This is a genomic window from Paenibacillus gorillae (genome assembly GCF_000513275.1).
GTDB lineage: Bacteria > Bacillota > Bacilli > Paenibacillales > Paenibacillaceae > Pristimantibacillus > Pristimantibacillus gorillae.
In genome coordinates, this window is sequence record NZ_CBVJ010000128.1 from 54,278 (window position 1) to 73,171 (window position 18,894).

Consider the following 18,894-nt stretch of genomic DNA (forward strand, 5'->3'; position numbering starts at 1 on the left):
TAGGAGAAGGCTATTTTTAATGAACTTCAAGAGGCATTTATAGAGGAAATCCCAGCTAGCTGGCAGAAATATTGTACATGCTGTCTTACAAATAATGAATAGGAGTGAACGTCCATGACAACATCATTCAAAATTACAGGGATTGAACAAATATCGATTCCAGTCCGCGACATAAAAGCAGCCGTATCCTTCTATCAGAACATTCTGGAGCTGCAGCTCTTGTTTGAAGTTCCCAATATGGCCTTCTTTGCCTGCAGCGGCATTCAACTGATGCTGGCCGTACCGGAGAAGCCCGAGTTCAATCATCCAAGCTCTACTTTCTATTTCAAGGTTGAGAACATTAATGATGCCTTCGATACTTTATCGGAGCGCGGCGTTTCCTTTGCAGGCAAGCCTCATAAAGTTGTCGAGATGAATGATAGTGAGACTTGGATGGCATTCTTTTACGATCCGGATCGGAATCTGCATGCTCTCACGAGCCAAGTGCAAATCTCCCGGCACTAGGAGCAAGCTGGCAGAGGCATCCGGGTTATAGAGACCGGTTGGAAAATCTGAATATCAGCTTTTCACCATCGATTGTTGGCCCTGACCGTTCCTCATAATTTCCATTTGTATAATGAGAGACGGTCCTGCGCCAAAACCTTTGCCCAACGGTATTTCGCTCAGACGGGTTCGTAAACAGCTCCCATTGGCCGGTGAACCGCTGGAATATGCTCGTAATCGCGAATTGAGCATGCCCATGGCCTCTAAACGGCTGCAGCATAAAAAAGTCATTCACAAAATAGTCCACATCCGGCGAACAATACGGAGGCGCAGCAATAAGTGCAAAACCCGCCGGTCTATTGTCCGCTGCAATCAGATAGGGAAAAAGAGCGTTTGGATGCTCCCACCATATGTTCTGAACTTCGTATTGGTCATTTAGAGTGACATAATGATCGCTGTCCTCAAATATTCCGTGCTTATTGGGCGTATGCCCCGAAACGAGTCCATAATGGCCAGACAAATCATGCAAATATAATGGATACATATTTTTAATGATATAGGCGTTGGTTTTGTCAGTTAATTTAACTTCAATGTTCATATGTGGTGCCTCCTATAGGAGACCGGTCAATTTCAACAGGTTCGATGGTATCGAATAGAAAGGAATGACCTTTTAAAAATTGTCCAATGTACGCTTGGGCGTAAGGCTGCTCATCGATCAAACCGGATGTTTCCCTGGAATCGGAAGAATGATGGCTGTAATTCCCGATCATACACATGATGAAAAAGCATTCTAACTGCCGTACATATCCCGCTTCCAGCTTTCTGACACTTTCATAGCCTTGGATCAAAGCCCACCGATGCTTAGGGTACAGCTCTAGCAGCGTGCTTGCCACATCATAAAGGTAATAGCCGTAACCGCATCTGCCGAAATCTATCGGACGGGGTTCATCGCCACTAAATACGATATTTCCAGTGTGTAAATCCCCATGAACGAGTCCATAGTTATGCTCAGTCTGCTGCATGACAGCTAGCTCGGATAAAACCTTTTCAGCAGCTTTTTGGTATTTACCCCAAGCCTCCTCGGATAGAAAGCATGAATAATACTGCTCCAGCTTAACCATCTCTCTGCTAAAACTGTCTGCGCCCCATGCAGGCCTTGCAAAGTCAGAGGGCGGCACGAAACGTGCAGCAGCCTCATGGAGTCTTCCCATCATTACTCCGATATTATAGACACAGTTGTCTGTAAATCCCCCGCTTCCATGCTCGCCTTCGATCCATTTCATCATGGTGACATAAGGCCGCCGATAGCCTGCCTCCGTATCGATTTCCACTACATAAGAGCCATTACGGCTTGCCAGCCCTTCCGGTACATTCAGATCTTCCGACTTGCTCAAGGCTTGAAGCAGCGCAAGTTCGGATCGAATCTCCGCTTCACTCCATCGGTCCGAATGAATGCGAAGCAAATAACTTGTCTCCGTATCCGTTTCAACTTTGTACGTTATCGTGTCTGAGAGCTGAATAAATCGGATGCTCTTCCATTCCACGTCATACAGCAGCAGCGCCGATAAAGTGACTTTCCTCGCTCTCACAAGCAAAGACTGCCTATTCTCATCCGTATCATTTTGAAAAAAATCAATCATTCTTGTCCCCCCTGTTATGTGAATACCGACCGCACCAGCTATCTGAATCATTATACAAAGAGCAAGATTGTAAAAATAGGCAGCAAACTTTTAAGAATTGTTCCTTGTAAAAAAGCCGCCTCACAATTCCCTCCGAGTATCTGTAAGGAAATAACCAGCCTGTACAACATCATGAAGAGAAGCAGCCATACATAAAAATAGGATAGGAGAATCTGACTTGGAAAGGAGCGGCTTACTTTGCCTTTTGTTCTTCGATACAACAACAACGATACAGGTGCCATTACGTTCACCGGCAATACGCTTGGCCTAAGCCGGTCAAGCACGCCAGGCGTGCCCGGAACGCTCGATATTATCGGGGCATTCGTCACAGTGGACACCGCACAGCAATACGGTACATACCCGCCGGGCACGACAGCTGATTTCGGGTCTGACAGTGCTGCTGCCCTGCTTAGGTTCCCTGCAGACAGCGTCGTATTGTACGCAGAGCTTGTATGGGGAGGCACGTACCGCGTATCCGGAGGGATGAACAATTACGTTAATTTCATCAACAAACCGGTAAGTTTGATTACTCCTCAAGGGACAGCTTATTCGGTTGAACCTGATCCGGCAACTGCACAATCCGCTCGCCGCAATGCAACTTATAATTACGTACGCTCTGCCAATGTCACCTCAATCATTCAATCGGGAGGAGCTGGCTATTATACGGCAGGCAAAATCGTCGGCAATATCGACTACGGGTCGAGTACAGGCAATAACTGCGGCTGGACGCTTTGCGTCATTTACGAGAATATGTCCCTTCCTTTCCGCAACCTGAGTCTTAATGTCGGCATGGTCGAGATAGCATCCAGCTCACCGCCAGTAACGACGACACTGTCAGGCTTCGCCACGCCAACGTCAGGACCGGTGACCGGCAGAATGGCGCTCTGCGCGATGGACGGGGATGCGAATAAAACGGGTGACCAAGTCCTGTTTGGCCCTAGCGAAGCTGGCTTAGTCGCACTTCAAGGCCCTAATAACTTCTTGAACAATTTTTTTGCTTCGCAAATTAATAACGACGAAGGAGAGCTGGATACGACAGGCACCTTCGGCGACCGCAATCAAATAAACGGCGTACCAGGCAGCAATATTGTCGGGGGCAGACAGGGCTGGGACATTACGAATGTAGATATTACCCCTACTTTGACGAATGGGCAGACCTCTGCCGTCTTCCAGCTTCAAACATCCGGGGACGGCTATACGGTCAATTCAGTCGGTATATACATTGATATCAATTCGCCTCGAATCACGATTGTCAAAAGCGTCGATGCGGTGCTGGCAGAGGTCGGCCAAACGCTAACCTACACGGTCGTCATTATGAACAGCGGCACGGTGCCGGCCGATGCCATGCTGCTGCTGGACAGCTTGCCTGCTGATACTGAATTCGTACCAGGCAGTGTAACAGTGAATGGTCTATCCGTGCCGGATGCTGATCTCGCAGGAGGCGTTGCACTCGGCTCGCTTGCGCCGAATTCATCCGTTACGGTCACCTTTGAAGCCATCGTTACTGATGTACCTGAGGAAGAACAGCTTATCAATGACGCAACCGTCGTCTTTCAATACCAGAGTGTAACGGGCGGGCCAATTCTTTCCGGAGATATGGTATCCAATGAAGTGGTTATACCTGTCATCAATCCGGGAATTGGCATCATTAAGCGGGTAACGCCAGATAAAGCGCTGCCCGGGCAAACGGTGTTGTATGAAATTGAGGTCATCAATACAGGTCAGGTGGCACTTACCGGCATTACCGTCTCCGATTCGCTGCTGGGGCTAAATCAAGGAATACCAGACCTGCAGCCGGACGAGAGCTTTTCGATTCCGTTGAGCTATACGATTCCGCCTGGCACTCTCGCCGGCACCATTATTCCGAATACTGCAATAGCCCTCTCCAACCAAGCCGGGCCCGTTGATGCAATAGCTGATGTGCTCGTGCTGCCTGTCTACAATCTATCGCTCGCCAAGACCGCAAGCCGCGAGACCGCCTCTCCGGGGGAGACGGTCATCTATACGCTGACTGTCACGAACAGCTCAAATGCACCGCTGACTAATGCAGCAATAAATGATCCGTCAATCGGCTTCTCCCAGACGATTGCGTCTCTCAGCCCAGGTGAAAGCCAAACTTTTAATGTATCCTATGGTGTTCCGGAAGGAACGCCGGATGGCACCCGCTTCGTCAACGTCGCTTCGGCACGCTCCGATCAGACGCCGACAATCACGGATGAAGCACTTGTCGTGGTCACTGCGGCTCCTCCTGTTACACCGTCCATCGTTCCTCCGGTATCCCCTGTGCCCCCCGTGGAGCCTGTGGAAGTAGCAAAAAGCGTCTCACCATCTCTAGCCGCAGTCGGGAGTACGATGTCTTATACCCTTACCGTCCGGAATACAACAGGCACTCCACAGGGAGCAGGAGAAGCTGCTGCCGTACTGCAGAACGTCCGATTGTTCGACCGGCTGCCGCAGCAGCTCCGATTGCTTGCCGATAGTCTGCGTATCAATGCGGTTACGGTCCAGAACGCCGACCCTACGGGCGGCATTCCGCTAGGCACTTTGCAGCCGGGGCAGTCTGCACGTGTCGCCTTCAAAGCTGTTGTATTGGAGACGCCAGCTGGCGAAACGGTGTCCAATCAAGCTTTTGTCACCTACAATATTCTAGGCTCGAGCACCGTATCGTCTGCTTCCTCCAACGTGACGACGTTCGAAGTGATGGATGACGATGAGTGAAGTGTGCATCCAGTAATCCGGACATTGGGCACAGGAAAAAAAGCGAAGCATCTCCGCGGAGTGCTTCGCTTTTTACCTCGCATACTCAGCTTACAGCATGCTGACCCTGCTTTACTTTCTCGCTTAATGCGCCCCTTTGTAAGCTTTGAAAATCGGATTTTCCCCGCAAACCATAAGTCCCTGCCCCCAGTTCACATGCGTATCTTCGGATGGAAGATCCTCAGGATCGCGGTATTGGAACAGTACGTTGCGCCGGGTCCGGTTGCTTCGGTTAGGTCCTGAGCCGTGAATCGTCAAATAGTTGAAAAACAGCACATCGCCCGCTTTGGCCGGACAAGGCGTTCCCATAGAGATCGGGTACTCCTTGTGATTCAGATAATGCTGTCCGATATGTGCAATCGGCCCTGCCTTGTGAGATTGCGGGATGACACTCAGGCAGCCGTTCAACTCATCCGTATCATCCAAGTGCACGCTGGCTGCCATCATCGTATGCTTTTCATGAGGGAAATACGGCGCGTCTTGATGCATTGGGAATGCAGCGCCGTTCTCCGGCGGCTTTACGAGCATTTTCGAATGATGAAGCTGTACATTAGGACCGATCAGCTTCGACAGAATCGCCGCCATATTAGGATGGGACAGCGCCCGAGTAAAGCTCGCATCATGATAATGAACATCATGGAACCCTTTGAGCACCAGCTTCTTCATGTCTTCGGACGGCAAATAGTCGCCCTGCCAGGCCGCATTATGATCTAATGCTGTTTTTGCCGCCCGCTCGATAATGCCTTCCATTGCTCCCCGCATGGTCTCGATCTCTTCGGTATTAAAAACGCCTTTCACCAGCAAATATCCATTCTCCTGATAAAAGTCTGCTTGCTCCTTCGTAATCATCGGATCCGCTCCTTCAATCTTGTGATCATTTACTTACGGTGTTATTGTAAAATGAAATCCGCACCTTCGTATTTGACCGGATCGGACGGTTTTTTGCACAAATTGGACAGAGGGGGAACAGGGATGAATGCGCTTGAGAGCAGAGATCGGGAAAACTGGTTAAACTTCGCAGCAGAACATCTGGCAGGCAGCCAGCTTTCTTTTCAGGTTCAATATTGGGGCATCAATCCGAACCATTACGACAACCCGCTTCACAAACATTCCTTCTATGAAGCATGCTACGTAAGAGACGGTGAGGGCATCTATCAGGATTACGATACGGAATACCCTCTTCGTAAAGATACGCTGTTCCTGTCCAAGCCGGGCATCCTCCACCAAATCCGCAGCGAGAGCGGACTTGACTTGTGCTACGTAGCGTTTGAGATTGACGAGTCGAATTCGGCTGCTGAATCCGTCGCAAACTACCGCGAGCTGCTAGACTCGTCGAATTGTATCCGGTACGAAATCGGGGAGACGCCGGCCGCGTTGATCTGGAGAGCTCTAGTTGGGCATACCCGGCAAAATGATTGGCTTTCCGATCTGCTGCTGAACAGTACAGCCCATTCCCTTCTGCTCTCGTTGTGCAGCGCCTTTGCAGAGGAAAGCAATGAGGAACGGACTCCACCGCCTCGCAAAACGTCACATCATTCCCTGCGAAGCGCAATCTTGTACATCCGTGACAATCTGTCCGCAGACTTGTCCGTTAAGGATATCGCCCGGTATATGCATCTGTCGGTCCGCAGCCTGTCGCGTTTATTCCATGAAAACTTGCAGGTCAGCTGCCAAGACTACATTCAACGGGAGAAAATGAAGCGCGCCGTGCATCTGATCCGGCATACCGATCTCGGCTTCTCGGAAATCGCAGATCGGGCGGGCTACGGGAGCGTTCATTATTTTACAAGAGTGTTCACGAAAATCTACGGCATGCCGCCTGGAAAATATAGAAACAGCTAATAGAGAGCGCCGAACTGTCGGGAATGGCTGTTTCAGCGGATCAAAATGCAAAAATGCATTTCAATCGGGCTCAAATCGTCGATTCTATCGTTCAAAATGCAAAAGTGCAGGTGAAATGGCGATATACGGCTCATTTTCTGCTAAATCCGCCAATCAACCTGCACTTTTACATTTTGTGGCCATAAACAGCCGATTTTACCTGAAACAAAATGCACTTTTGCATTTTGTTTCTCGGATCGCATGTGGAACCATATCAAAAAGGCCGTCAAAGCGATTGACGGCTTTTTTCGAGTGCAGCCGATTAGAGCTGCAGCACGGCTATTTGCTCGCTGTGGACGATTTCGCCATTTTCACGAAAGCCGCAGCTTTCGTAAAGCTTTCTCGCGGTCGTGTTATCAATCCCGTATGAAATCCAACAGTACGTAGCAGGGCCTGCCGGCAAGGTCCGGACAAACTCCACGATTTTATGCATCGCTGCCCGCCCATATCCCTTGTTCTGGTATCGGTGGTCAATCATCAGCCTCAGAATACAGTAGCTGTCGTCTGCAATTGTCGGGAGATCATAGCCCGTAATCCTATAAGTAATCATAACGAAGCCAACCGGCTGTTCATCTGCATAAATGGCAAAAGGATAGGGATGTCCCCCATTGGTTGCAAGGACATAGCAAGAAGCCACGCTGGATAAATTAGAGGCAACAAAGCGTCTTTGATCTTCAGAAACTTCCAAATTAAATATATCACGCCGGTTCTCCAGCGTAATTTGTCTGAGCGTAATCATGTTGAGTCACTCCCATCATTATTTGTATCGCGGCCGCCTATATAACATACAATCTATACCAAAAAAGTAATAGACTTATGTTCGATTTTTTTATAGACTATTATGTATCCGTGGATTTTTTAGGTAGTTTGGCATAAGTAATCAACCGGCACAGTCTTGTGCCGGTTTTTTTGTTGACGGGGCGAGCAGCGGAATTTCTTATCCATGTTTTTCGCCCATAAATATAAAAATTATGGAATAATATACCGATATGGAAATCAGAAGAAACTACTCGGAATAGATAAGGCGGGTGCAATAACGATGAAGATTACGAGTTCAACGCAACAATACGACATAAATTTATACTCAAGTGCGAAGCAAGCTGCCGACAAGCCGGTTTCGGGCACGATATCCGGATTGACGCATAAGACAGATACGCTAGATATTAGCGAAAATTCCAGGCAGTTGGCGGCATCCGATATTGTGAATCTTACAGCCGTATATTTTGGAACGCCCCAAATTAACGAATCGCTCAATCGTCTTCTCTCGAACAAGTCCCCAGAGGTGAAAGAAGCGGCATATGGCATCATTCAATCCAATATCATTACGAACGTGAACGGAGATGAGGAACGGGCAGTCTTATTGGAGCTGGGACTCTCCCAAGCCCAATATCTCGCAGACAACTACATGAACGATGGCGAAGCGGCGGAATTTATGAATACGATCCGTCAGATCGGAGCCATCTCCCAAACCAGAACCGTAGACGCTGAAACGAAGCAATTCCGATATGAAACACCGCCGCGGAGACCTGTCGGAGCTCCGGACGATTACATGGATCTGAACTATATGATGAGAAAATTCGAACCGGAAACGTTCGGCAAGCTGCAGGAAGCGCTTGCTAACGGGAAGGACTGGAACAGTATCCTCCAGACCTTCGCTAAGAAGGCTTCGGCAAATACAGATTGGATGAAGCAATACAAAGAAGCCGCCAAACCGATTGAAGGCTATTCTGGTGAGAACCGGTTCGAGGGTGCTTCTACCTCCAGCATGACGGAGTTTGTCCAAGATATTAAGAGCCTGATTGGGAAGACCGGATTCGAAACCAGTGTAACAGCTAATATTGAGGCTTTTATGCGCACGCTGGAAAATCCGATTACTGTGAAATAGTCAAATGCAGCAACTATAGAAGAAGCCGCCCCTATCTTCAGGAGCGGCTTCTTCCAGCTTATCGGCTATTATGCAATTGTATCTGTTCAAGCAATTCTAACGGTTCAGCTAATTTGAGATAGCCGGCAATTTTTTCGCTTATGTACGGCGGAACGAACCATGTGGCTTGATAAGCCGTCATTCCGACTTTGGCAGCCCCCTCTAATTCATTCGATCCGCCATCTCCAACAAATAGAGCTTCGGCCGGGGTGACTCCCATTTTCTCACAAGCGAGCAGATAAATATCCGGATTTGGCTTGGCCGCTTTCACCTGATAAGAAAACAAAGCGGCATCAAAGGAGGCGGCTAATCCGGAAGAATGCCAAGCCGTTACTTCTTCATGCGTACAATTGCTTATGAGACAAATTTGGATGCCCAACTCTTTGACCTGTTCCAGCATAGATAGAATTCTCTGATCCAACTTATCAAAGGCTGCTGCTTTCTCAGCTATTCGCTCTTGATGAAGCGCTTCTACGACTTCCTCATCGGCAGCATGGCCTAGAACCTCTAAGATCTCGTGGATGACGGAAGGAAAATCGGAATAGGCACCATCCATTCTTTGTAATTGTCTAGCGTTCCATTCCTTCCGAAACAGCTTGGAATCCACGCCTAGCGCCTCTTCCAAACGAGTCGAACGGGCTGCTTTCCGGCTGCCATTCTCAAATTCCGAAATGAGCGTTTCAAACAAATCAAAAAAGACTGCTTTCACTTTCATGGCTGCCCCTCCCCTAAGTTGAAATCCCATCAAGCACTTTCATCAGCACTTTCATCATACTTTTGAAACCAACAGCAATCAAACGATTTTGGTATCACCTGAAAATAAAAAAGCGGCCACTTCGGGCCACTCTCGTCTTATTTATTGATGGCAAATACTCCAATTTTCTTGCCGAATTGGCCGATCCACACTTCTCCATCGCCAACCATGACACCCTTCCAGTTAACGAACAGCTCATCTTCCTTCTGTGCCAGCAGCTTCTTCTTCACTTTATCGGTGAAGATCTGGTTGTACTTTGCGACAAACTGCTTTTTGTTTTTAATTTCAATGCTTTTTCCTCCGCTATTCACACGCAGCGGATAGGATACGAGATCAGCGACAGCCTCTTTTTTGTTTGCTTTGACTTCCTTCTGCAATTTGCTGAAGTATTTAGAGAAAGCCGCAGCATTATCGATACCGGCAACCTCGTACGGATTGTTTTGCTTAACTGCAGCTGCCGCTGGAGCCGGACTTGGCTTGCTCGCTGCTGTATTGGACGCTGCCATAGCCTGGCCGCTCAGAGCTGTTATTGCGATAATGAAGCTAAGTAGAAATACGCTTTTTTTCATGATGTGTGACCTCCATTGGTTTGTTATAAGCCAAGTATAAAGGTCACCTGTGTCCAACGTGTGTAGAGCAAGTGTCTGACTTGTTTTTATTTCCCCGTTTTGATAGCCGCATCATGAGCTTTGGCAAACTCAGCTGGCGTAATCTCTTTACCGAACAGCGCCTGAATTTGATTCAGGTGGACTTCAGCAGCACCAGATGCCATCTGGACGTCGGTGAACAGCGTAATGTTCGTAGCTTTGTTCACTTCATTGAGCAGGTCAATGTAGAGCTGCGGAAGCTGGATTTTCGACGTGTCGACCTTCGTTGCCGGAATAACACCAGCACCAGTGACCGATTCTTCTCCCCAACGCTTTACAAAGTACTGGACAAATTTTTTCGCTTCTTCTCTAACGGGAGAATTTTCAGCGACGAACAAACCCACGCCCGGACCGCCTACCCAGCTATCAATATCACTTTTGCCCCCGTCAACGGCAGGAAATTTGAAAAAACCGATGCTGTCGCGGAATGGCTGCGGAATGTCCTGATTGGTTGTGTAGTTCGGAAGCTCCCATGTCCCCATCAGATACATAGCCGCCTCGCCGTTCATAAATTCGGCTTTAACCTCGTCATTCGACAGGCCGTTAAAGCCTTTGTTGAAAGCATTCATATCCACAAGGTCCTGAACGCGCTTCGCCGCTTCAACTAGCCCCGAATTCGAGAAGGAGGCTGTGCCCTTAATCGCGTTCGCAAGCGTCTCTGTACCCGCTACCCGATCAGCCAGATACATGTACCAGAGGGAACCTGTCCAGCGATCCTTGTTGCCGAGCGCAATCGGCACTACGCCACTCCCGGCAAGCTTCTTCACAATCTGCAGAAAATCATCATAAGTGGTTGGAACCTGCAGACCATACTGCACAAAAATTTTCTTGTTATAGTACACCGGAGCGATATTGAATTCCAGCGGCAGCGCATACGTTTTGCCGTCAATGGCATACGCTTCTGTAGTTCCGGCTACAAATGAGCCTTGCAATTCACTCTGCAGCAGTTCATCGAGCGGTGTGAACAGTCCGCCTTCCACGAAGGGCTGAAGATATCCGGCAGCCCATGTCATGCCTACATCCGGCAGATCATTAACCGCAGAGAGCACTTTCATTCTGGCTTTATATCGCTCATTCTCAAGCACTTCCTGCTTAACGATAACGTTAGGGTGGTCCGCCTGATACTCGTCTATAATTTTATTTACAATTTGGTGTTGACCGAGAGCACCTGCTTCCGGAAACAAATGCATCATGTTGATTATCACCTTGTCACCCGGATTCGGAGTACGATTATTGTCGTGCGAGCCTTCTCCGCAGCCGGAAATGACGGCAAGAGCCAGAACAACAACTGCAAGTGCCAATAGCGCTCGATTTTTCGTGTGCACGTTCGTATCCTCCACCCATCATCATGACCGTTCAACAGACGGGAAACACTTCGAACGGAAGGCTAATCCTACTCCTTGACTCCGCCAAGCGCCACGCCCGCGATAATATACCTCGACAGCAGAAAGTATATCACAAACAACGGCAGCACCGTCAGCGAGAGTCCCATGTAGATCGAGCCGAACTCCGTCTTATAAATATCTCCTTTAAGCAAGCTGACCATGATCGGCAGCGTGTATTTATCCTTCTGCGTGAGCAGAATTAACGGCAGGAACAGGTTGTTCCAGCTGGCAACAAAGGCAAAGATCGCTTGTGTCGCGATAGCTGGTACCATAATCGGCATGACAATCCGGTTAAATGTATAAAATTCACCTGATCCGTCGATCCGCGCTGCTTCCACCATTTCAATCGACAGCGTGGCGAGCAAGTATTGGCGCATGAAGAACACAATTGCCGGTGCTGCAATGGAAGGCAGAATGAGCGGCAAAAAGTTGTTCGTCCAGTGCATCTGATACATGAACTGGTAAAAGCCGATCGCACTCGCCTGAGCTGGAATCATCATGACGCACATGATGAAGGTGAAGAAGGGCTGGCGCAGCTTCCAGTTGTATACGACAAGCCCGTATGCTGTAAGAGAGGAGAAATAAACGGCACAAATAGTCGAGAAGCCTGAAATGATAAGCGAGTTAAAAAAGCCCTTAAGCGGATCGAAGCTCTTGCTCAGCAGCACGTCCAGGTTGGTCATCATGTGGATCGACGGCAGAAGAGACAAGCCGCTTTGAATTTCCGGTGTCGAACGGGTCGCATTGACGAACATAATCCAGAACGGCAGGATGCTGAGCAGCGACAGGGCGATGCAGACGATGTAGATAATCGTCTTATTGATCTTAAGAGCAACAACGTTGTCTTTGCGGATTTTGGCCATGACTTACATCCCCCTTGCCGCCGCTTGCGCAGCTTTATTCATTTTCTTTTGCACTTTCTTAAGTCGTGCTGCATCACGGTCACGCATGAAGTAGAACAGCAGTCCCGACAGAATGCCTGCAATAACGAACATAATCATGCTCGCAGCCGCAGCCGTGTTATACATATAGCTGCCCTTGAAGGCTTGCCCGTAAATGAACACGGAGGTAGTCATTGTAGAATCATCCGGTCCGCCGGCAAGGAACATCTGCGGGATATCGAACATCTGCAAGCCGCCGATCATTGATGTAATTAACGTATAAAGCATGATCGTTTTCAGACTTGGCAATGTCACGCGGAAAAAGGTTTGAAACCCGCTGGCTCCATCCATCGCCGCTGCTTCGAATAATGCCGGATTGATGCCCATTACGCCAGCGATTAGAATAATCATCGTATTGCCGTACCACATCCAGAACTGGATGAACGCGACAATGCCTCGTGCAGTCGTCTTATCCTGCAGGAAGAAGACGGCGGAATCCGTCCAGCCCAGCATCTCGAACAGGCTGTTTACCGGACCCATCGGGTATGCAAACAAAGAATTAAATAATACGGCGATCGTACTCGCCGTTATAATATTCGGCATATAGAGCAAAACCTTGAAAGTGCCCTGTCCCCGCACTTTGCTGCGGCGGCTTGTGAACCAGGCCGTGAGCAGAAGCGCAAGCAGGATCTGAGGAACAAAGTTGGCAATCCAGATAATTCCCGTATTGATAAGCGATTTTCGGAATGAGACGTTGTGAAACAGAATATCGGTAAAGTTCTGAAACGGATTGTCGAGAATATGAATCGGCTTCGGGATTAATCCTTTCATATCGGTGAACCCGATGACCGCAGTATACAAAGTCGGATATAACGAGAAAACGAGAAACGCAAGTACAAAAGGAAGACTAAAGAGATAGCCGTATTTCGAATAGTTCACGCCCTTGTGACGCATGGCCCCCACCCCATCAATTAATATAAGGGGCGGTAAACCGCCCCTAGAGCAATTTCTCGACAGCCTGGGGGCGGTTTACCGCCCCTTTGGCGCCGTATTAGTTGCTGTCGATACCGAGTTGATCCTTCACTTGCTGCTTAAAGTCCGCTAATGCTTGCTCGCGGCTCTTGTTGCCTGCCGTATATTCACGCACTTGTCCGCGCCACAAAATGTTGATCGACTCGTCGTACTGGGTAAGGTTTTTGCCAGAAGCATTGGAGTTGGCCGGAACAAATACATCGAACATATTTTGTCCGCCAAGCAATGCCACTTCACCATTCGATTTGGACATGACGACAGACGATGCCACGCTGTCCTTCGTGCCTTGCTCCCCATCCTTCATCGTACCGTTAGCCCAATAATACTGGAGGCCTGTCTCGGAAGTATCCAGCGTGATCCATTTGATGAAATCGGCAACCGCCGCTTTTTTCGCGTCGTTCTTAGCTGTATCCTTGTTCGCCAGCAGCCACGTTCCGCCCCAGAAAAAGCCCGTTGGCGGTTCTGTAACGGCCCAATCGCCATTCGTGTCCTTCACTTGACCATTCATGACATAGTTAATGAGCCAAGCTGGACCGAAGAAACCGAAGATTGGCTGTTTGCCGGTGCCGGACATATCCGCGTACCAAGCTTCCGTCCAGTCTTGCGTATCGTTATGATAACCGCTGTCCTTCAGCTTCTTGGAGAGGTCGAGGAACTGTTCGCGCTTCGGATCAATATTAAGCTTGCCGTCAACAATCCAGCCTGCATCCGAGCTATTCTCGATCGGGTGCCAGATGTCGCCGTCGCCGGAAACGATGCCGTAGCCCTTAGCCTTCAGCTTGGCAGCCGCATCGAAGAACTTATCCCAGCCGGGACCTACTTCGTTCTTAATAGCTGCAGAATCATCCGTTCCGAAGACGTCTTTCGCAATCGAACGGCGATAGATGAAGGCGCCGCCCGTCGCTTGATAAGCAAGCCCTTTAAGCTGGCCGTCCTTGCTGCCGATATCCACGGAATATTGAGCGATCCCGGCATCTTTCACCATTCCATCGTCGAGGCCGAGATCCGCATAATTAGCCGCATAGCCGGCTGCGTCTCCTTGTGTATATTTCAGGACGAAAGCAGCTTCGGCTGCATAAATATCCGGTGCATCCTTGCCGCCTCCGGCGAGGGCCTGGTCAAGGGCCGGCTGATAAGCGCCATCTGTCGTTGCGATTACCGTCGTCTTAAACTCGACATTCGCATCCGGATGGGCTTGAAGATACTTAGTTGTCATGTTGGGAATTTCATCGGTGAAGCTCCAGAGGTTGATGGTGACCTTTTCTTTGGGTTTGTCGGTCGCCGCGGGCTCAGAACTGCTGCCCGGCTGATTTGCATTGCTAGGAGAGTTTGTGTTCCCGCTGCAGGCAGCGAGAACCGAGGTTAACAAGATAATAGCAGTGGTTGCAGCTAAAAAGCGTTTCATATCTTTATCCTCCCTTTTATACGCTTACAGTTACTTTGTAACCGCTGTCATCATTATAGTGGTTGTCGTATAAGCGTATAAGGAAGCTGCGATTGGGAGAAATTCCACTTTTATTGGATCGATGAATCGGTGTCCAGCACTTGATGCCGGTATTGGCTAGGGCTTGCCCCCTCGTTGTCTTTGAATACTTTGATAAAATATTTATCCGTCTGGTAGCCGACTTTTTCGGCAATTTCCCAGATCGGCATTCTTGTCGTCACCAGCAGCTCCTTCGCTTTCTGCAGTCTTCTCCGTGTCAGATAGTCACTAAAGGTAACGCCGGTCTGCTCCTTAAACAGCACGCTGAAATAGCTTGCATTCAAGTGCAGCTGCTCGGCTACTTGCTTCATGCTGATCGATTCATGCAGGTGGTTATAGATATAACTGATGGCGTCTTTAATCGATGTCCCATACCGCGCTTCATCACGGCCTACTTCAAGAAGCTTGTGGTCCACAAGCTTCTCCATCGCATCCAAGCGCTCCCTGCCGCTGTCGACCGCAAGCGCTCTTTGCACCGCATCAATCAAGATCGATTTGTCGAGAGGCTTGAGAATATATTCGAACACGCCGAGCTGCAGCGATTTCTTCGCATATTCAAATTCGGCATAGCCGGAAATAACAATGACAACAGGCAGCTGACTGCGCGAGGCCATCCGCTCCAGCATTTGCAGTCCGTCAACCTCCGGCATCCGCACATCGGTAATGATAATATGCGCCGTATTCGTTTCCAGCCATTTCAGCGCCTCGACCCCGCTTGCCGCAATTTCGATGCGATGGACACCTGCCGACCAAGCGATAAGCGTCTTCTGTATGCCTAGTCTAGTGCGCGGTTCATCATCCACAATCAATATCGTTCTCAAGACAGACCATCTCCTTCTGGAGGAATCGTAATGTCAAAGCTTACCGTAGTGCCTGCCCCTGCCTTACTGTCGATTTGCAAGCCGCTTCCGCGTTCACCCGTATTCGGGTAATACAGCTTGAGGCGGCGCTGAACGTTGGACATGGCAACCCCTGCTCCCTTCCTGGGTTCTTTGGAAGGAACGCCCTCGATGCTCTGCATAAGCTTGGCCAATGCCTCTCCGTCCATGCCGACTCCGTCGTCGATTACAGCAATGGTCGCAAAGCCTGGTTTGACTGAAAATACGCGAATGGTTACCGAGCCGGGACTAATCCGGCTTTCCACGCCATGCAGGATGGCATTCTCCACAAGCGGCTGGATGATCAGCTTGGGAATCGGTACCTGCAGCAGTTGCTCGTCTGCCTCGATGCTCCAGTGCAGCCGGTCAATCAGCCGCATCTTCATAATTTGCAAATAGCGCTGCGCGTGCTCCAGCTCATCGCGAATGGTTACGCGTTCGTCGTTGTCGGCGGCGCTGCCGATGACATAGCGGAACAGTCCGGACATCGCGAGAATCGTCTGGGCAAGCTCACTTTCCTCTTTTTCCTCCAGCGACCAGTAGAAGGCCTCCAGCGTGTTGAACAGAAAATGCGGATTGATCTGCGCCTGCAACGCCTTGAGTTCTGTGCGGCTCTGTGTAATTTCCTTCTCATAGACAACTTGGATGAGTTCATTCATATGGGTGACCATCTGGTTATACGTGTTGTTCAGCTCGTTTATTTCCAGCGTCTGGAAATAGTTGGGGCCGTCCGGAATCACTCTCAGCCCGCCAAACCGTGCACGCCGCATACTTCTCATCAACTGCTGGATCGGACGTGTGATCATCGTAGACAGCGGCAGTGTTAACAGCAGAAAAGCTAGCGCAGCGATGCCGATGGACACATAAATGGCGGTTCGCAGCACGGAAATGCCTTCTGTAGCCGCTTCGACCGGCATGAGCAGCACCAGCTTCCAGTCCGCCAGTTTGGAATGCTGCCTGACGGCAAGCATCGATTCCTGCTCAAGAGTAACCGTGCTGCCTGTTTGCGCAAGCACCGCCTTTGCTGCCTCATCGTCGATATCCGAAATAATCGGGTTGCCTTCGCTATCGCTGAGCAGCATTAACTCCCTGCTTCTGAATGGATTCTTCTCCTTCTCCGCCTCTGACTCATACATATTGAAATACTCGCGGTATACATGAACGACTAGATAGCCGCCGGGCAAATAGGAATTGTCCAGCAGATTGATACGCCGAATGGCAAGAACGGTATCCGGTACACGAGGGTCGATACCTACCCAGGCAATGCGTCCTTTCCTTTCATCCGCCTGTGTAAGCGCATTCATAGAAATGCGTTTTATGCTTGCATCATCAAGGGGAAACAGCCGTCTGTTATCCAGCGTATACAGCTCAAGCGAACTTATGCCGGCGGAGTAGGCCATATAATTATTGGCGATTTGGAGCAAGGACTGGCGTTCGTTAAAATTGGACGGCATGCCTTTGGCCTCTTTTAGCAGCAGCTTCTGCACATAGGAATCCGTCACCACCTGAGTCGTCAGCGAATCGATTTGTTCAAGCAGCACATCCAATCGGCCGTTAGCCTGGATCGCGGTCTGCTGAATATGTTTTTCCGCGCTTTGCTTGAGCAATACCGATACTTCACCATAGATAAAAGCCCCCGCAAAGATCAGTACGAGGATCATAGTTAGCGTAAAGCCGACGAAAATCTGATTTCTCAGCGTATTAATCTCGCGTAAATTGTTGATCCGGTCCGCCCACGTTCTCACATGCACCCAATCCTCGCTTCAGTAGGTTCTAGGTTCAACGTACCTCATTCAAAATGGAGTGTCAATTGATTGTTGATGGGCAAACAAGGGGTAAACAACTAAAGATTTTGGTATTATTCATAAACATATTAGGATGCCGGGAACTAGAAAGAGTGGCTAAAATAAAAGGTGAACACGATTTCTCGGATAGGGGATGGTTTGACATTGAAGAACGCTGTTAAGCGGAATGAACCGCTTGTAACCCATATCTATACTGCCGATCCCTCGGCTCACGTATTCGAGGGCAAGCTATACATTTATCCGTCGCATGACCTGAATCATGAACAAATATCGAATGACAACGGCGATCAATACGACATGGAGGACTACCATGTGCTGTCGATGGAGGATGAGCATTCTCCTTGCGTCGACCATGGCGAGGCGCTTCATCTGCGTGACATTCCATGGGCGAGGCAGCAATTGTGGGCACCGGACGCGGCTTATAAGAACGACACTTACTATCTGTTCTTCCCTGCGCGTGATCACGACCATATTTTCCGGATCGGCGTAGCGACCAGCTCGTCACCGACCGGGCCGTTCGTGCCGCAGCCAGACTACATTCCAGGCAGCTTCAGCATTGATCCTGCCGTTCTCGTTGAGGGAGATAGAGCCTACATGTACTTCGGCGGCTTATGGGGCGGACAGCTGGAGAAATGGCAGACCGGCGAATTTATCGGGGATGCTGAAGGGCCCGCTCCTGATGCGCCTGCCCTGGGGCCAAGAGTAGCTGAGCTTTCTGGCGACATGCTGACCTTCAAAGAAACACCGCGTGAAATTTCGATTGTCGATGCATCCGGCCAGCCGATTTTGGCGGGAGACGAGGATAGAAGATACTTCGAGGGGCCATGGATGCACACGTACAATGGCAAATACTATCTCTCGTATTCGACAGGCAGCACGCATAAGCTCGTCTACGCCATCAGCGACAACCCGTACGGGCCTTTCACCTTCCAAGGCACTATTCTGACGCCAGTCGTCGGCTGGACGACCCATCATTCGATTGTCCAGTTTCAAGACAAATGGTATCTGTTCTACCACGACAGCTCCCTGTCCGGCGGCTCCGACAACAAGCGCTGCGTGAAGTATACCGAACTGAAGTACAACGACGACGGCACGATACAAACGATCGATCCGTATACCGGCTGAATACGCGTAAAAAGAGGGAGGAGCTTGCAGTAAAGCTCCTCCCTCTTTCTGCCTTTCCCTCTGAAAATGAGGAACAAAATGCAAATGTGCATGTTGTTTCCCCTCAAAAGCACCAAAAGAGCTGTCAAAATGCAAAGTACATTTAGAAACGTCTATAATAGGCAGAAAAAGACTACTATT

General features: G+C 49.5%; 17 protein-coding genes. 5 read left to right on the top strand and 12 right to left on the bottom strand.

Annotated elements, in window-relative coordinates; all coding sequences use genetic code 11:
• Window positions 1-114: 114 nt before the first annotated feature.
• Window positions 115-504: a VOC family protein gene (locus tag TY10_RS24310; RefSeq protein ID WP_042169502.1), complete on the top strand. Its 390-nt coding sequence runs from the start codon at window positions 115-117 to the stop codon at window positions 502-504.
• A 25-nt stretch (window positions 505-529) separates the two neighbouring features.
• On the opposite strand, the gene TY10_RS24315 is transcribed toward TY10_RS24310, so the two are convergent.
• Both TY10_RS24315 and TY10_RS24320 read right to left on the bottom strand, forming a co-directional pair.
• The gene (locus tag TY10_RS24315) at window positions 530-1,081 is read right to left on the bottom strand and encodes a hypothetical protein (protein ID WP_042169505.1); all 552 of its coding nucleotides are present in this window, start codon (window positions 1,079-1,081) and stop codon (window positions 530-532) included.
• A complete protein-coding gene (locus tag TY10_RS24320; RefSeq protein WP_042169507.1) occupies window positions 1,071-2,123 on the bottom strand; it encodes a phosphotransferase enzyme family protein in 1,053 nt (350 codons plus the stop codon). The genes TY10_RS24315 and TY10_RS24320 overlap by 11 nt, the downstream gene beginning before the upstream one ends.
• 237 nt (window positions 2,124-2,360) lie before the next feature.
• On the opposite strand from TY10_RS24320, the gene TY10_RS24325 reads away from it, so the two are divergent.
• Window positions 2,361-4,880 (top strand): DUF7507 domain-containing protein, encoded by a 2,520-nt coding sequence (locus TY10_RS24325; protein ID WP_042169510.1) that lies wholly within the window; start codon window positions 2,361-2,363, stop codon window positions 4,878-4,880.
• Window positions 4,881-5,003: 123 nt separating this feature from the next.
• On the opposite strand, the gene TY10_RS24330 is transcribed toward TY10_RS24325, so the two are convergent.
• Complete coding sequence (locus TY10_RS24330) at window positions 5,004-5,768, bottom strand: phytanoyl-CoA dioxygenase family protein (protein WP_042169513.1); 765 nt, start codon at window positions 5,766-5,768, stop codon at window positions 5,004-5,006.
• A 123-nt stretch (window positions 5,769-5,891) separates the two neighbouring features.
• On the opposite strand from TY10_RS24330, the gene TY10_RS24335 reads away from it, so the two are divergent.
• Window positions 5,892-6,761, top strand: a complete 870-nt coding sequence (locus TY10_RS24335; RefSeq protein WP_052350748.1) for an AraC family transcriptional regulator — start codon at window positions 5,892-5,894, stop codon at window positions 6,759-6,761.
• 301 nt (window positions 6,762-7,062) lie between these two features.
• On the opposite strand, the gene TY10_RS24340 is transcribed toward TY10_RS24335, so the two are convergent.
• Entirely contained in the window at window positions 7,063-7,539 is a 477-nt protein-coding gene (locus TY10_RS24340) for a GNAT family N-acetyltransferase (protein ID WP_042169516.1), read from the bottom strand.
• 300 nt (window positions 7,540-7,839) lie between these two features.
• Between TY10_RS24340 and TY10_RS24345 the strand changes: the two genes are divergently transcribed.
• Window positions 7,840-8,685: a hypothetical protein gene (locus tag TY10_RS24345; protein ID WP_042169519.1), complete on the top strand. Its 846-nt coding sequence runs from the start codon at window positions 7,840-7,842 to the stop codon at window positions 8,683-8,685.
• Window positions 8,686-8,743: 58 nt separating this feature from the next.
• Here TY10_RS24345 and TY10_RS24350 read toward each other — a convergent pair whose 3' ends face one another.
• The 8 genes from TY10_RS24350 to TY10_RS24385 all read right to left on the bottom strand — a co-directional run bounded on the left by TY10_RS24350 (window position 8,744) and on the right by TY10_RS24385 (window position 17,529).
• Window positions 8,744-9,439: an HAD family hydrolase gene (locus TY10_RS24350; protein ID WP_042169521.1), complete on the bottom strand. Its 696-nt coding sequence runs from the start codon at window positions 9,437-9,439 to the stop codon at window positions 8,744-8,746.
• 137 nt (window positions 9,440-9,576) lie between these two features.
• Complete coding sequence (locus TY10_RS24355; RefSeq protein ID WP_042169524.1) at window positions 9,577-10,047, bottom strand: hypothetical protein; 471 nt, start codon at window positions 10,045-10,047, stop codon at window positions 9,577-9,579.
• A gap of 86 nt (window positions 10,048-10,133) precedes the next feature.
• Window positions 10,134-11,450, bottom strand: coding sequence for an extracellular solute-binding protein (locus TY10_RS24360; protein ID WP_052350749.1), 1,317 nt, complete (start codon window positions 11,448-11,450; stop codon window positions 10,134-10,136).
• Between the two features lie 68 nt (window positions 11,451-11,518).
• A complete protein-coding gene (locus TY10_RS24365) occupies window positions 11,519-12,373 on the bottom strand; it encodes a carbohydrate ABC transporter permease (protein ID WP_042169527.1) in 855 nt (284 codons plus the stop codon).
• A gap of 3 nt (window positions 12,374-12,376) precedes the next feature.
• Window positions 12,377-13,345 carry a carbohydrate ABC transporter permease gene (locus tag TY10_RS24370; protein ID WP_042169530.1) on the bottom strand — a complete coding sequence of 323 codons (969 nt, stop codon included), beginning with the start codon at window positions 13,343-13,345 and terminating at the stop codon, window positions 12,377-12,379.
• Between the two features lie 97 nt (window positions 13,346-13,442).
• On the bottom strand, window positions 13,443-14,828 hold the full coding sequence (locus tag TY10_RS24375) for an ABC transporter substrate-binding protein (protein WP_042169532.1): 1,386 nt from the start codon (window positions 14,826-14,828) through the stop codon (window positions 13,443-13,445).
• 110 nt (window positions 14,829-14,938) lie between these two features.
• Entirely contained in the window at window positions 14,939-15,727 is a 789-nt protein-coding gene (locus TY10_RS24380; protein WP_042169536.1) for a response regulator transcription factor, read from the bottom strand.
• Complete coding sequence (locus TY10_RS24385) at window positions 15,724-17,529, bottom strand: cache domain-containing sensor histidine kinase (protein ID WP_337588387.1); 1,806 nt, start codon at window positions 17,527-17,529, stop codon at window positions 15,724-15,726. Before TY10_RS24385 ends, TY10_RS24380 begins: the two co-directional genes overlap by 4 nt.
• A 204-nt stretch (window positions 17,530-17,733) precedes the next feature.
• On the opposite strand from TY10_RS24385, the gene TY10_RS24390 reads away from it, so the two are divergent.
• Window positions 17,734-18,714, top strand: a complete 981-nt coding sequence (locus TY10_RS24390; RefSeq protein WP_042169540.1) for a glycoside hydrolase family 43 protein — start codon at window positions 17,734-17,736, stop codon at window positions 18,712-18,714.
• Window positions 18,715-18,894: the final 180 nt, after the last annotated feature.